11 protein-coding genes and 3 pseudogenes are annotated in these 14,536 nt (G+C 68.3%); 6 read left to right on the forward strand and 8 right to left on the reverse strand.

Annotated elements, in window-relative coordinates; translation table 11 throughout:
- Nucleotides 1–61: 61 nt before the first annotated feature.
- Nucleotides 62–199, reverse strand: a pseudogene (locus ACWFR4_RS35715) (DUF6879 family protein); the annotation flags it as partial.
- A gap of 45 nt (nucleotides 200–244) precedes the next feature.
- Here ACWFR4_RS35715 and ACWFR4_RS35720 point away from each other — a divergent pair.
- A pseudogene (locus tag ACWFR4_RS35720) lies at nucleotides 245–389 on the forward strand (IS21-like element helper ATPase IstB); the annotation flags it as partial.
- On the opposite strand, the gene ACWFR4_RS35725 reads toward ACWFR4_RS35720, so the two are convergent.
- Entirely contained in the window at nucleotides 390–1,181 is a 792-nt protein-coding gene (locus ACWFR4_RS35725; protein ID WP_453656059.1) for a class I SAM-dependent methyltransferase, read from the reverse strand. It abuts the pseudogene before it with no gap.
- A 445-nt stretch (nucleotides 1,182–1,626) separates the two neighbouring features.
- Here ACWFR4_RS35725 and ACWFR4_RS35730 point away from each other — a divergent pair, with 445 nt between their 5' ends.
- Nucleotides 1,627–2,907, forward strand: coding sequence for an ATP-binding protein (locus tag ACWFR4_RS35730; RefSeq protein WP_453656113.1), 1,281 nt, complete (start codon nucleotides 1,627–1,629; stop codon nucleotides 2,905–2,907).
- A gap of 407 nt (nucleotides 2,908–3,314) precedes the next feature.
- On the opposite strand, the gene ACWFR4_RS35735 is transcribed toward ACWFR4_RS35730, so the two are convergent.
- The 3 genes from ACWFR4_RS35735 to ACWFR4_RS35745 are packed head-to-tail and all read right to left on the reverse strand — an operon-like array spanning nucleotide 3,315 to nucleotide 7,677.
- Nucleotides 3,315–5,906: a cation-translocating P-type ATPase gene (locus tag ACWFR4_RS35735; protein ID WP_453656060.1), complete on the reverse strand. Its 2,592-nt coding sequence runs from the start codon at nucleotides 5,904–5,906 to the stop codon at nucleotides 3,315–3,317.
- Nucleotides 5,907–5,914: 8 nt separating this feature from the next.
- Nucleotides 5,915–6,772 (reverse strand): universal stress protein, encoded by an 858-nt coding sequence (locus tag ACWFR4_RS35740; protein ID WP_453656061.1) that lies wholly within the window; start codon nucleotides 6,770–6,772, stop codon nucleotides 5,915–5,917.
- On the reverse strand, nucleotides 6,772–7,677 hold the full coding sequence (locus ACWFR4_RS35745; RefSeq protein WP_453656062.1) for a universal stress protein: 906 nt from the start codon (nucleotides 7,675–7,677) through the stop codon (nucleotides 6,772–6,774). Before ACWFR4_RS35745 ends, ACWFR4_RS35740 begins: the two co-directional genes overlap by 1 nt.
- Before the next feature lie 378 nt (nucleotides 7,678–8,055).
- Here ACWFR4_RS35745 and ACWFR4_RS35750 point away from each other — a divergent pair, with 378 nt between their 5' ends.
- The 4 genes and pseudogenes from ACWFR4_RS35750 to ACWFR4_RS35765 form a co-directional block, all read left to right on the forward strand.
- A complete protein-coding gene (locus ACWFR4_RS35750) occupies nucleotides 8,056–8,211 on the forward strand; it encodes a hypothetical protein (RefSeq protein ID WP_453656063.1) in 156 nt (51 codons plus the stop codon).
- Nucleotides 8,212–8,221: 10 nt separating this feature from the next.
- A complete protein-coding gene (locus tag ACWFR4_RS35755) occupies nucleotides 8,222–8,848 on the forward strand; it encodes a CBS domain-containing protein (RefSeq protein WP_453656064.1) in 627 nt (208 codons plus the stop codon).
- Between the two features lie 9 nt (nucleotides 8,849–8,857).
- The gene (locus tag ACWFR4_RS35760; protein ID WP_453656065.1) at nucleotides 8,858–9,514 is read left to right on the forward strand and encodes a CBS domain-containing protein; all 657 of its coding nucleotides are present in this window, start codon (nucleotides 8,858–8,860) and stop codon (nucleotides 9,512–9,514) included.
- Nucleotides 9,515–9,607: 93 nt separating this feature from the next.
- Nucleotides 9,608–9,832, forward strand: a pseudogene (locus ACWFR4_RS35765) (universal stress protein); the annotation flags it as partial.
- 129 nt (nucleotides 9,833–9,961) lie between these two features.
- Here ACWFR4_RS35765 and ACWFR4_RS35770 read toward each other — a convergent pair.
- From ACWFR4_RS35770 to ACWFR4_RS35780, 3 genes are read right to left on the reverse strand one after another with little or no spacing between them, the layout of a single operon-like run.
- A complete protein-coding gene (locus ACWFR4_RS35770) occupies nucleotides 9,962–10,264 on the reverse strand; it encodes a DUF1876 domain-containing protein (RefSeq protein WP_453455994.1) in 303 nt (100 codons plus the stop codon).
- 21 nt (nucleotides 10,265–10,285) lie between these two features.
- A complete protein-coding gene (locus ACWFR4_RS35775) occupies nucleotides 10,286–12,967 on the reverse strand; it encodes a cation-translocating P-type ATPase (RefSeq protein ID WP_453656066.1) in 2,682 nt (893 codons plus the stop codon).
- Complete coding sequence (locus tag ACWFR4_RS35780; RefSeq protein WP_453656067.1) at nucleotides 12,960–13,712, reverse strand: Rv1733c family protein; 753 nt, start codon at nucleotides 13,710–13,712, stop codon at nucleotides 12,960–12,962. The genes ACWFR4_RS35775 and ACWFR4_RS35780 overlap by 8 nt, the downstream gene beginning before the upstream one ends.
- Nucleotides 13,713–14,536: the final 824 nt, after the last annotated feature.

A 14,536-nucleotide genomic window follows, 5' to 3' on the forward strand; every position in this document is an offset into this window, starting at 1 on the left:
TGCCCCTGTCGGCGCACATCAACCGTGCGAATGCCGCTCACCTGCGGCGAAGGCGCTAGGCCCGTTCTCGCCAGCTTCGACCAAACCGCCGTGCCTCGAAGCGCTCCGTACTCGCATAGGAGTCCCGCATCTCCAGATGCATGGCGGACCGCTGGCAGCGGCCCAGTAGCTCAGCGAAGGCAGGCACGCTCGACGGCATCGCAAGCCTCCCTGGTCTTGGGCGCCATCCGTGCCAGCCCCAGATGGCTGGACCAAGACCTTCACCGACCGCCGCCTCTGCGCGGCAAGTCGTCGACCGTCCCACCTTCAACGGCACCATCATCGAAACGGGCACCGACTCCTACCGCCTTGCCAGCACCCGGGCACGAGCCGAAGCGTCGGTTGGCTGACTACCTCATCCGACCCACGAGCACGGAGACTGCGACGTCTTCAGTGAAGTACTGATCCGGCGGGAGCCCCTGCCGGATTCCCTCTGCGAACGCCGGCCGGTCGTCCCCTTCGGGCAGCTCATCTGCGGGGATAGCAGAGTAGACCCCGCCGATGAGCTGGTCGAAGCTCAGCTTGTCGCTGTATTCGATCACGATCTCCCGCACCCCTTCGAAACCGGCCGCCTCCAGTGCCTGCGCATAACGAAGCCGGTCTGATGCACCGGTGCCGCAGGACGCCTTCAGCTTCGTGCCGAAATAGCCTTCCAGGCAGGCCCGCAGTGAGCGTGACCAATCACTGTCCTGCAGCCACAGGGGTGTCCCGTTGGCGACCACGGCGACACCACCTCCGGAGCGGACCAGGGGCGACAGAGCACGGAAGAGCTCCTCGTGCTGCATCCAATGGAGTGCCTGTCCGATGACCGCCATCGCCAACGACCGCTGCCCCAGCAGGTCTCCGAACGCGGGAACATCGGTGTCGGCGCCCAGGACCCACGTCGTGTTCTGTACTCCCTGTCTTGAGGCTCCTTCCCTCGCGAGGCGGAGCATGTCCGGCTCAGGATCCATACCGATGACCGAGCGGACCCGCCGGGCGAGCGGGATGGTCAGCTGGCCCGTGCCACACCTGAGGTCGAGCACCAGGTCGTCGGTGGTCAGCGCGAAGGCTGTTTGCAGCGCATCGAGCACCTGAGGTGGATAACCACGCCTGAACTTCGCGTAGTACTCGGCAACGTCACCGCTGAACCCCATAGTCATAGCGTCCAGCTTGCCCAAAAGCGCGAGCCGAGGAGACAGGCTCACACTGCGAGATCGCTACCGGCTGAAACCAGGAGCAGAAGCCCGGGGCTGGCGACACAGCCAGCAGCTCCTGGCTCCACGCGCCGTCAAAACTCTCATCGACATCTCAGCGCCTCAAGATCAAGAAATGCCGCCCAAACTCACCTACAAACGCCGCTCCAAGAGATCAACGAAGCCAGTGATGGCCGTCACATATGACGGCCATGCGTCACGTCGTGCCGGTCTGTGCGACCCCGTGATGCTGCCGCGGCGGCCCGGCGATCTTTGTCAGCTCCCCATGCCGGATCGTTCGACGCGCGCATGGGTGGTACGCACGCGGAGAATGAAGCAAGGATCTGTTGCCAAGAGCACCACGCCCTCTGCCCTGCAGAGCGGCAGTGGCCCCTTCGCGGAGGTGGTGGCGATGCCGACGTGGCGATTGCGGGACTTTCACGATGACGACCTGGACCGCGCCATCCAGATCTGGGACCAGAACCAGCAGGCGGACGAGGCACCTGCCGTTTTCCCCGTGTCAGAGGTCGTGACCACGGCCAGGGCCGGAGGACCGGCCGTGGTGGCGGTGGTCGGAGACGAGCTGGTGGGCGTCGCCGTGGCGCAGGCCTACGGCGAGCGGGGCTGGATCACCGTGGTGGCCCTGGCCGCGACGTGGCGTAACCGCGGCATCGGGAGCTCCTTGATCGCCGAGCTTGAGCGGCGCCTGCGGTCACAGGGAGTCCGCCGGATCGGCGCGCTCCTCACACTGGGGGCGACGGGAACCGCCGCCTTGGAGAACGCCGGCTACCGCCCCCGGTCCGGGCTCGTCTTCTACCAGAAGGTCGAGCACCTCGGCGCGAGCGACGCAGGCCTCCTCGCGGAACTCGGGGGAAGGATGCTTCCCGGGGGCCTGTGGGACAGCCTCGCGGGAATGGAACGGGAGAAAGAAGCCATCGAGCGGCGGATCGTGCTGCCGCTGGCCCAGCCCGTGCTGGCCGAGCAGTACGGAGTGAGGCCGCCGAAGGCGGTCATCCTCTTCGGGCCTCCGGGCACCGGCAAGACCAGCTTCGCCCGAGCGGTCGCCTCGCGGCTGCAGTGGCCTTTCGTGGAGCTCTTCCCCTCACGGCTTGCGTCGTTCCAGGAGGGAGGACTGGCGACCTCGCTGCGGGAGGCATTCACCGAACTGGCCGAGCTGGAGACGGTGGTGCTCTTCATCGACGAGGTCGAGGAGATCGCCTCCGTCCGGTCCGGTACGGCTGTCGACCCCAGTCACGGCGTCACCAACGAACTGCTCAAGCTGATCCCCGGCTTCCGTGACCACGACGACCGCCTCCTGATCTGCGCCACGAACTCCGTCCGCTCCCTCGACCCGGCGTTCCTTCGGCCTGGCCGTTTCGACTACGTCATCCCCATCGGCCCGCCGGATCCAAAGGCCCGTTCGGCGGTCTGGCGACGCTACCTCGGGCCCGCCGCCACCCATGTCGACCTGCACCGTTTGGTGGAGGCAAGCGCAATGTTCACGCCCGCCGATATCGAGTTCGCCGCTCGTAAGGGTGCCCAGACCGCCTTCGAACGCGAAGTCGCCGAGGGGAAAGGCATCCCGATCGGCACGGAGGACTACCTGCAGGCCATCGCCCAGACCCGTCCCACACTCACCGACCAGGCACTGCAGGACTTCGCTGAGGAAAGCGAGGAGTACGTGCGTATGTGACATCAAGGCACACGCCGGAGACCCGACAGACTGCTTTCAGCGTCGGTCGCCTCCTTCTGCCGGTTCCGCGCCCCTTATCCATGGTCCTTTTTCAGGTCGCACGCCCCGGGCTGGATGCCGAGCTGGTGCGTTGAGTACTCGCCGAACCGATTAATGTGGTCGGTCAGGTACGGCGAGATGTGAGACAGGTTCTCCGGCTCGATCTCCCACCGTTCTTCCACCAGCTGCCGCACGGTCTCCCCCACGCCACGGCGTCACTCGCCACTGCAGTCGTGAGTCGAGTCCCCCAACACACGCTGGCGGGAGGGATGCAACAGCGGCCGGCTCTTCCGCGAGATCCAGGAACGCGGCTACCGCGGCAGCAGCCGCCGCGATAGGCGGAGTTCGGGACGCTGGAACACCCCTGACTATCTGCGCGGCGGAGTCCGCAAAACCACTCGCGAGAGTCGGGCCGCTGCACATCCGGTGACGGCGGCGACTGCAGCGAGAACGACGCCGGCCCAGCCGAGGGGCTCGGTTTCCAGCACCGATCGCAGGAACGGTATGTAGAGCGCGGCCCCGGCGAGCAGGACCGAAGCGAGCACCGACATCGGCAGGAAGAGATTCTGCCGAGTCAGCAGACGCGTACGCAGACCCAGCACGACACCGAGCTGGCTCGCCAGGAGAGCGAGGAAGAGCACGCTCTGCCAGGGCAGGCCCCAGTGCCGGGCCACGACGCCGGCCCCGAGGCTCGACGCGGCGACCACTGCCGCAAGGAAGAGCATCCGATGCCAGGCTCCGCCGCCGAGGATCTGCTGACCAGGCGGCCGTGGGGGCCTGTGCATGGCACCGGGCACCACCGGTTCGGCTCCCATGGCCACACCGGTCAGTCCGTGGGTGAGGAGGTTGATCCACAAGATCTGCCCTGCCCGCAGCGGCAGGGTGAGTCCCAGCAGAGGGCCGGCCAGCATCACGAGAATTTCCGCTGTGCCGCCCGCCAGTCCGTAGACGAGGAATCGGCGGATGTTGTCGTAGACGCGCCTGCCTTCCTCCACGGCCGCGACGACGGTGGCGAGTTCGTCATCGGTGAGCACGAGGTCGGCGGCCTGTCGCGCGACCTCGGTACCGCGCCGGCCCATGGCAACGCCGATGTCGGCCTGCCTGAGGGCTGGACCGTCGTTGACTCCGTCACCGGTCATCGCGGTGATCTCGCCGCGCGATCGCCAGGCCTCGACGATGGCGAGCTTCTGCTGTGGGGTCGTACGCGCGAACACCCTGACCGCGGTGAGGTCGGCGACCCGACCGGCGGCTACATCCGGGCCGGTGACGACGTGCTCGTGCGCGTGGTCTTCGTGGAGCAGGCCGACACGCTTCGCGATCGCCCGGGCCGTGGCGGGGTGGTCTCCTGTGATGAGCACAGGTGTGACGCCTGCCTCACGGCAGGCGGCGAGGGTGGCGGTCGCGTGCGGCTTGGGCGGGTCGCTGATCGCTACGAGGCCGAGCAGACGCAGGCCGGATTCCGCTTCGGCCGGGCGTCGCGGCAGGTCGTCCCGTGTTCCCGAGGCGACGGCCAGCACTCTGTATCCCTGGGCGGCAAGCGATGTCGCTTCCTGCCGGGCGCCGCGGAGCAGATCTGTGGTGTCTGCGAGAACAGTCGTTTGCAGCACCACTTCCGGCGCGCCTTTCAGGCACACGAGTACCTGGCCCGACGGTGTCGTGTGCAGGGTACTCATCCGCTGACGCATGCTGTCGAAGGGCGACTCATCCGTTCGCGGGCGCTCACGCACAAGACGGGCTCGGTCCGCACACCCCGCTTTGGCAGCCGCAGCCAGGAGCGCGGCTTCCATGGGGTCACCGACCGCGGTCCAAAGGTTCTTGTCCGCGGAATCCTGGGGTGGGCGCAGCCCGGCGTCATTACAGAGGGCCGTCACGGTCAACAGTTCACGCGCAAACTCGAGTTCGTCGGAAGTCGGGCGCTTGCCTTCAATCCGGATGTCGCCTTCCGGCTCGTAGCCGACACCGTAGAAGTCGAACGTGCAGCGTGGCGTCCATACGTGCTGGACCACCATGCGTCCCTCGGTGAGGGTGCCGGTCTTGTCGGTGGCCAGCACCGTCACCGAGCCCAATGTCTCCACGGCCGGAAGCCGCCTCACCAGGGCGTGCCGGTCCGCCATCCGCCGCGCTCCCAACGCGAGGGCCAGGGTGACCACCGCCGGAAGTGATTCCGGTACGGCCGCCACGGCGAGGCTGATCGCAGTTACCGCCATCGTGGCGACCGGCACTCCTCGGACAAGGCCGAGCCCGAACACGACCAGACAGAGACCCAGGGTGACGGCGGCGAGGACACGGCCGAGGGCACCGAGACGGCGCTGCAAGGGAGTCGGCTCCCGCCTGCCGTCGAGCTCGGCGGCGATGCGGCCGAGGGCGCTGGCCGTTCCCGTGGCCGTCACGGTTGCCACGCCTCGCCCCCGTGCGACGACGGTCCCCGCGCTGAGCCGGGCGCCGGAGTCCTTGTCCACGGGCACCGACTCACCTGTGAGCATGGACTCGTCGACCAACAGGGCGGAGGCTTCGGCAAGTTCGGCGTCGGCGGCGACGATGTCGCCTTCGCCGAGGACCAATACGTCGCCAGGCACAACTTCTGCGGCGGGAACCTCCCCCGGGGCGAAGTCACGGAGCACCCGGGCGTTGGGGGCGGACAGGGCCGACAGCGCGGCCACGGCATTGTCGGCCCGGACCTCCTGCGCGACACCGACCGCGGTGTTCACGACGATCACCAGCGCGATGACCACCGCATCGGCGTGGTCGCCGACCGCGAGGGTCAGCACGACGGCGCCCAGCAACACAAGGATCAGCGCATCCCGCAATTGCGTGAGCACTCTGGCATACAGCGGGACAGCCCTGGCGGCCGCCACCTCGTTGCGGCCGTACTCCACCAGCCTGCGCGCAGCCTCCGCGACCGTCAGGCCTCTGCGAGATCCCGCGGGAGCGGGCGCCTGCTGAGCGGCGGACGTCGTCATGGCGGTCCTCACACGACGGGAACCGTGATCACCGGACAGTGGGCCCGGTGCAGCAACCCATGAACGACCGATCCGAGACGCATACCGGTGTACCCACCCCTACCGCGCCGACCCACGACCAGGGCGAGTGCGTGCTCGGCGGCACCGGCGAGCTCCTCGACCGGATGCCCGGCCAGCACTTCGTGCCGCAGCACGACGTCCGGGTACTTCTGCGACCATCCGGCTGTCGCCTCCGACAGCATCCGTCGTTGGGCTTGCCGGGCCGCCTCCTCGTCGTGGCGAAGCAGGACCGGCGGCTGCCACACGGAAATGGCACGCAGCTCAGCTCCTCGGAGGTCGGCCTCCTCGAGCGCCAGACCCAGCGCCGCCTTCGACGATTCGCTCCCGTCGATACCCATCACCAGGTAGGACGGCTGCTGTGTCACGTGCTCGGCGTCGCCCACGACGACGACCGGACACTGTGCCTGCGCCGTGACGGGGACCACGAGAGAACCCGCGCTGAAGAACTCAGCTGTGCGGCCCAAGTGACGCGAACCGAGGACGATCATGCGGGCCTGCCTGGACAGTCGGCCCATCACCTGCACCGGAAGCCCCTCGACCAGCTCCGCGGCCGGTTCGACTTCCGCGTGACGCTCCCTGCTCCAAGCGGCGGCAGCGTTGAGGGCATCCGAGGCGGCCTGTCGCAGGGCCACGACGTGGGGGGTGTCGTCGACGTGGTGCGTGCTGTGCTGCGGGAGTACGGCAGCGACGAGTCGCAGCCCGTACCGGCGCCGTCGGGCCTCGTCCACCGCCCAGGCAAGGGGCAGGCGCCAGTCCCGGGCCGGGTCGATGCCGACGGCGATCTCATCGCGTGCGCCCTCGCCCATCACGACTCACTCCTGTGCTCGTCATCTTTGTGGCGCGCAATGAGCTGCACGGGGCAGTGCGCATGGTGGAGCAGGCTGTGCGTTGCCCGTCCGAGTGTGGGTCCGAGGTAGCTGGGCGACCGCCGACCGCCCATGACCAGCAGGTCCGCATGGTGCGAGGCCTCCACCAGGGCAGCACCGACGGACGTGCTCTTCTCGGCGTCCACCTGGACAGTGAGGTCCGGGGACTCCTCGCGGATCTGATCCGCCACGGCGTTCAGATGATGGACGTGCTCGCCCGCGATCTCCTTCACGTCGTCGAGAAAGGTCACGGCACTCCCGGCGGACTGCAGGATGCTCCACACGTGCAACAGCCGCAGCGAGCCCTTGCGAAGCTCGGCCTCACGGGCGGCGTAGCGCGCGGTGTCGAGGTCGTGTTCATCACGGACGGCAGCGAGCACCACCCCCGATTCGGCACCGTTGTCGATGCCTCTGACGACGATGACGGGCGTCTTCGCACCCGCCGCAACCTTCAACCCGACCGAGCCGAGCATGAGTGTGCTGAATCCGCCGGCGCCTCGGCTGCCCACCACGATCGTGCCGTGCAGTCCCGCGGACCGGTGGAGGCTCGGAACCGGAGCGCTGCGGCTGAACTCTGTGTCGACCCGCAGGCCGGGAAACTGTTCCTTCACCGCCGCAGCCGTGGAATCCAGCAGTTCGCGGCCCGCCTGCCGGACGCGCTCAAGACTCTCCACCGAGAAGAAAATGGCCCGGGTGTCCGTATCGGCCCCATACACGATGTGGAGGGGGCGTTCGCGGCGCGCGGCCTCGGCCGCTGCCCACAGCGCTACCTGGCGGGCCAGCTTGGAGCCGTCGACCCCGACTATCACGGAGCCGAGTTCCGGGCTGCTCGTGGCGCCATCCATGCTTCCTCCTCAGAGAACCGCCAAGCGCCCCCACTCTCAGGCTGGCACTACGGACCACCGCAACAAGAGGGCCTCTCAGGGGCCTGCTGGGGGCCAAAGGTCCCATTTCTTGCGAAGCGTTGCCCCACGCCTGAAGGAAGGTCCGGCCGGTGACAGATTCAGACTGTTCGCACCTTTGCCTCTCGTGAGGACCGGCAGATCGTGGATCGCCTGTCGCAGGACGAAAGGGACCGCCTCGCCGGATTCATCACCCACTGTGACCGCCGGGGCCCTGTCCACTCGGGACCGGTCAGCCCCCGGTGAACCCCGGACGGCCCTACCTCAGGAGACCCTGCGACACCCAGGCTCGAACGTAGGACCGATATTCCAGGAGGAGTCATGGACCAGGTGCACGTCCACGCTGCGGAGGGGATCATCCACCTGAAGGACTCCGTCCCCGACGTGCGCCCCCTGAGGGACCTGCTGAGGCGTGTCACACGCACGGTTCTGGGGATTGTCGACGTCACCGCACAGTCCGACGTCGAAGTCCCCTAGGAGGACGACGATGAGGCACCGCACCGTCGCCGACCTGATGGCCCCGACGGCCGTCAGTGTCCGGCGCGGCACCCCGTTCAAGGAGATCGCCCGGCTCCTCGACGAGTTCGACATCACCGCCGTGCCCGTCGTGGACGAGTCCGAACGGCCTGTGGGTGTCGTCTCAGAGGCTGACTTGCTCTACAGACGTGTTGCCGGGAGCGGCACGACCGCCGCGGCAGACATCATGACCAGTCCGGCCATCACCGCCGCACCCGAGTGGAGCGTCGTCCGTGCGGCGCGTGTCATGGGCAGACACTCGGTCAAGCGCCTGCCCGTGGTGGACGCCGCCGGCCGGCTCATCGGGGTCCTGAGCCGCAGCGACCTCGTGCAGCTCTACCTGCGCCGTGACCAGTCGATCCGGGAAGAGATAGTCGAAGACGTACTGACACGAACACTCCAGCTCAGCCCTTCGGCACTGTCCGTCGAGGTCAACGATGGCGTGGTGACCCTCAGCGGCACGGTGGAACGGCGCATGTTCATCCCCATCGTCATGCGGCTGTGCCACAGCGTCGACGGGGTGGTGGAAGTGATCAATCGGCTCGGCTACGAGCGGGACGACATGCCGGTCGGCTCGCCGACGGCCACCAAGCGGTAGGAGACGACCGTGAGGCATCGAAAAGTGAGCGAGCTGATGACCCGGGAGGTCATCACCGTCCCCCAGAACGCCGCCTTCAAGGACACCGTGCAGGCACTCACCGAACACCAGGTGTCGGCAGTCCCGGTCGTAGACTCCGCGGGGCATCCCCTCGGCCTGATCTCGGAAGGGGACCTACTCCAGAAGTCCGCAGGCCAGGGCGACTACTTCCGGTCGCTGCCCGAACGGGAAGCGTTGCAGGAGGACAAGGCAGCAGCGCAGCGTGCCGAGGAGCTGATGTCCGCTCCCCCGATATGCGCCGGACCGGACTGGACCGTCGCCGAAGCCGCCAGGCTGATGGAGGCGCAGGGCGTGAAACGCCTCCTCGTCGTCGACGGGACGGACACGCTGGTCGGCATCGTCAGCCGACGCGACCTGTTGCGTATCTTCCTTCGTGACGACGACGCGATCCGCCACGAGATCATGGTGGACATCCTCGACCGCACCCTGCGACTGGGCCCTGCCGCCATCGCCGTCGAGGTGGCCGACGGTCGCGTCGAACTCCGCGGGACAGTCCAGTTCAAGAGCCTGATCCCGGTCATCGAAAGGCTCTGCCGCACCGTGGACGGCGTGGTCTCGGTACAGCAACTGCTCGGCTACGCCGTCGACGACACCGTAGAGACCTGAGGAGCTGAGCCCCGTGCTGCCGAGCGCCTCCCGCCCACTCCGCTGGTGGGGTACGGAGCCGCGTACGACCCGAGAGTCCATGCACAACTCGAGATGAGCGCGCAGGGCGGTCTGGACGAGATGTTGAAGCCCTGGCGTGAGAAGTACCCCGAAGTCCGCGTCGTAGCACGTGCGATGGTCGGACATGCCGCCTGGCAACTCGTGGAGGCGGGGGCCGAAGCGGGACTGGTCGTCGTCGGCCGACGCATTCGCCGGTCTTCGGTCGGCGCGCACATCGGCCCGATCACTCACGCGGTCCTCCACCACACCCGGGCACCTGTCGCCGTCGTCGCACACCAACAGCTGCCCCGCGGACAGTTCGCCACCGCGGGCACTGGGCGCTGCTGCCTGCTTACCGGTGAGGGATCAGGACGCCCAGAAGCCCGGCACTTGCCTCAGCCCGGTCGGCTACGAGCCCTCCATGTCCAGCCAGCCCGCGTACGGCTTGAGGGATTCCTGATGCGCCGGCGCCCCGACGGCTTTCATATCTCCATAGGCCGTTCGCTTCAGCTGCTCTCCCAGGTTCTCCATGGCCCGTGCAGCGGCAAGTTCGTCTCCGATCTCCGGTACGTCGTCGTCCTGAGGCGCGCAGCGTGCAGTGCCGTGACCGGTGAGCTTGTTCGTGCCGGTGTCCACTTCCAGACGGGCCTTCGTCGTCCGGTCCTCCTCGAAGAGGTAGAGCCGGACCTTCCACTCGGCAGCGTGTGACATGACGTGCCTCCGGTAGGTGTGTCAGGGCTTCGTGCGGTGATCAGCGCGCCGCACCCACCGCCGCAGTTCGTCGGTGCCCCAGACGAGGAAGGGGAAGGTGGCGATGAGGGCGACGACATCGAGCGGCAGAGCGGCGGTGCCGAACAGGCCTTGCATTGGCGGCGCGTACACGAGTGCTGCGGTGAAGGCGAGTTCGAAGGCGATGCCGGCCAGGAGCAGGGGGTTGGTGAACAGGCCGATCTCGCGCAGGGCCGCGTGGTCGGTGCGGGCTGCCACCGCTGTGCCGACCTGGCAGGTGACGATTCCGGCGAACGTGGCCGTGGTGGCGGTGATGTACGCGTGATGCACGGGGTCGCCTGCGCCGGTGGGGGCGCCCGGCTGCCACCCGGCGCGCCACAGCACGTAGAAGAACGCGCCCATCACCAGGACCGCGGACACGGTACCGAGGTAGCACCAGCTGCGGACGAGCATGTCGCGGGAGATGACTCCTTGCGAACTCGGGCGGGGCGGACGGCTCATGGTGCCCGGCTCGGCTCGTTCGCGGCCGAGAGCGAGGGCGGGGAGGGTCTCGGTGCCGAGGTCGATGGCGAGGATCTGGAGGACGGTCAGCGGTAGGGGAACAGCGCCGGCCGACAGCGCGAAGACCAGGAAGGGCACGACCTCGGGCGTGAGGTGGGCGAAGATGTAGACGATGAACTTGCGTACGTTGTCGTAGACGCGGCGGCCGGATTCGATCGCGGTGACGATGGTGGCGAAGTTGTCGTCGGTCAGCACCATGGTGGAGGCTTCTCGCGCGACGTCCGTGCCGGAGAGGCCCATCGCCACGCCGATGTGGGCACGGTGCAGGGCAGGGGCGTCGTTGACCCCGTCCCCGGTCATCGCGACGATCTGGCCGTGGGCGCGCAGGGCGTCGGCCACCTTCAGCTTGGTCTCGGGTGAGGAGCGGGCGAAGACCACTTCGGTGTCGGCCGAGGCGAGGAGTTCGTCGAGTTCGTGGTCGGCGATCGACTCGGACTGTGCCACCACGTGCAGACGGGGCAGGCCGATGCCGACTTCGCGGGCGACGGCTGCGGCGGTGGCGCCGTTGTCACCGGTGACGATGTGCACGCGCAGTCCGGCCTCGTGGCAGCGCCGGACGGCGGCGGCAACCTCTTGACGTGGTGGGTCGTACAGGCCGACGAGCCCGAGCAGGCGCAACCCGGTCTCCGCGTCCTCGCGGCGGCTCGGCACCGCGTCGCCGTCCGGCAGTGTCCGAGCGGCGACCGCCAGGACGCGCATTCCTTCGCGAGCGAGTGCCTCCGTCGCGGCTGCCGCGGACTCCGAACTTCCTTCCAGCGTCTGCATCACAGTCTCCGGCGCACCCTTGACGATGACGCGCGGACCATACGCGGCATCGGCGTGGACGACGGACATCAGACGCAGCCGGGGGTCGAAGCGGAAGAGAGCGCGGCGTCCGGCGTCACGGTCGCCGAGGTCGACGGGAGCGTCGTGTGCGGCGGCGCCTTCGACCAGAGCGATCTCCGTCGGGTCGCCGTGAAGATCGCCGTCTTCGTCTTCGGTGACCGTCGTGCACAGTGCGCTGGTCCGCACCGTGTCTCCGGTCCAGGGGCCGGGCTCTCTTCCGTGCTCCGGCGTCCACACGGCTTGGAGCCTCATGCGGTTCTGGGTGAGGGTTCCGGTCTTGTCCGTGCAGATGACGTTGGTGGAGCCGAGGGTTTCGACGGCGCTCAGGCGTTTGATCACCGCGCCTTGCCGGGCGAGTACACGTACGCCGACGGCGAGTGCGAGGGTGATGGTCGGCAGAAGCCCTTCCGGGACGTTGGCGACAAGCAGGCCTATCGCGAACATGAGAGTGCCGGTCAACGGCAGGCCCACCGCTACACCGGCCACGAGGAACACACCGCCCATGGCTACCGCGACGGCGGCGATGAGCCATGCGACCTTCTTGACCTGCTGTTCCAGAGGGCTGGAGTCGCGCCGGGTGTGCTGGCTCAGTGCGGCGATGCGACCGAGCTCCGTATGGTTTCCGGTGGCGAAGACGATCGCCTGGGCCTGGCCCCCGGTGCAGATGGTGCCGCTGAACACGAGGTTGGGTTCCTGCAGGAACGGCGCCCCGATCAGTCCGGGGCCGACGATGCGTTCGGCCGGTGCGGACTCGCCGGTCAGCATCGACAGGTCCACCTCGATGCCTCCCTCGGTCAGTCGCGCATCGGCAGGAACCTTGGCACCCTCCTCGAGGACGACCAGATCGCCCGGAACCAGTGCTCTTCCCTCCACCGCCGAGGGCCGCCCGTCGCGCACCACCAGAGCATGCTCAGGCAGGTATGTGGCCAGAGTCTCCACCGCCTGCTCGGCCTGCCGTTCCTGAAGGAGCGCGAACGCCGCGTTGACGAGAATCACAGCGACAATGGCCCACCCGAGCACGGGAATGCCCGCCACGAACGCCAGCGTGGCCGCCGCCCAGAGCAGCAGGGCCAAGGGGTGGGCCAGTTGTCGACCAAGTTCACGCCACAAGGAGGTGCGGGCCTTGCGGCGAACCTCGTTGGGCCCGTATACGGCGAGGCGGCGGGCCGCCTCGCGGGCCGACAGCCCACGCGACCCCGTGCCGAGCTCCCGCCGTAGCAGCGGCAAGGGCTCAAGAGGATCCGGGGCCAGGAGCGGTTCCCGGGCAGCGTCCCTGGGGCTGGTGACGGCCTCAGTCATCATCTGCTCCCCGTTGCCTGCGCAGCCTGCCGGACCAACCTGGCTCCACGAGCTGCCACTCGCGGTCCCATTCGGCCAGCCTGCGCGCTTCGACACGGCGGAGCCTGAACCAGATGACTCCGGCGGCAGAGAGGAGGAGAACCCCGAATGCAGCGGTCCCGGTGGCAATGGCGCTGAACGCGATATCCCCTTCCGAACGCGGAGCCGGCGCCTCCCTGCCCGCGTCATCGACCCGGACCAGAACCTTCCCGCCCACCGGCGTACCGGCCGGGACCAGGACCGTGGCGGTGTGCCGTTGTGAGGCGGGATATGCCCAGGCGGCCCGAGCTGTCGCCGCCTCGGTGCTGTCGAACCGCAAGGGGAGTGTGCGGTGAGCCTCAGCGAGCGTCGTCGCCGAGACCCGGTGCCGGTGCAGGGCCTCCGTGTGAGCCGCATGCGTTTCGGTGTGCCAGACCGCGACCCCGATCGCGATGGCGCAGAGTACGGCGATGCACGTTGAGAGCGCGAAGGCTACGAACCAGCCGCCGCGCGTCCGGTCGGCGGCGTGCCGTAGCTCGCCGGATCGGCGACCGAGCAGCCTTCGCAGCGGTCCATTCTCCGGATGAGCGTCGACCATGTCGTCCCTCCGGCCTGTGCCTGGCCAAGTCGCCCCGTGGAGGCCGGCGAGCTCGGCACCGATGTGGTGGGGGCGGCGCCGAACGGTACGTCGCCTCCCTGCCCTCGGCGGCAGCATCGTCCGTGGCATGGCGTGTTCCTCAGCCGCCGGACGACACTTCCACCCGTGGCTTTCGAGGGGAGGCCGGGCTCATCAGATCCGCGCCGTATCGCTTCAGCCCACACGGCCGACGTCCTGACGGCCGAGTTCCGCGAACGGGATGACGCATCGAGTGGTGGCCATGACGTCCTCCGTCGTACGTGAGGTGATGGCGTGCTCAGTAAGGCAGTGGGTGGCCGGACGGGGTGCGCAGGTCCAGCGGCGCAGGCCGGTGGAGCCGCTTCGGCCGGGCCTGGATCCGAATGCGAAGCATCGTCTTCACCTCTTCGCGAGCGGAACCCCGAGCGGTGTCCGGATTCCACGATCACGCCGCGCGGTGCCCTGGCCGCAGTGCCGAGGGGGTCAGGCCGAAGGGGCCGAGTGGGCCGTACCGAAGAGGGACCGATCGGCCCATACCCCCGGAACGTGACGGCCGCGCTTCCTGTGCTGTGGACCTGACGACACCCCCTGCGGTCCCCTTCCAGCCCTCCGCTTCGCTCCTCCAGGCCGCCCGCCGCACGGTCGAGTTGAGGGGCCTGATCCCGCCTCATCAGCAAGGTGTACGCCGCAAGCAGCCCGAGCAATCCGACGCCGACGAGCACCCCCAACTGCGGCCACAGCACATGTCCCTGGGCCAGCACGTCACCCGGCGTGTAGTAGTGGAACGGGCTGATGAAGCGCAGCGATGCCGCCGTCGACCACAGCCGCGTACCACTCGGTCAGCCCGCTCGGTTCGACGGCATCTACGGCACCCATACAACCAGTCCGCCCCCCGCCCTCCTGTGTGCGCCGGGTGACCCAACTCCTCGCGCGTC

Source organism: Streptomyces sp. NPDC055140 (genome assembly GCF_053607285.1).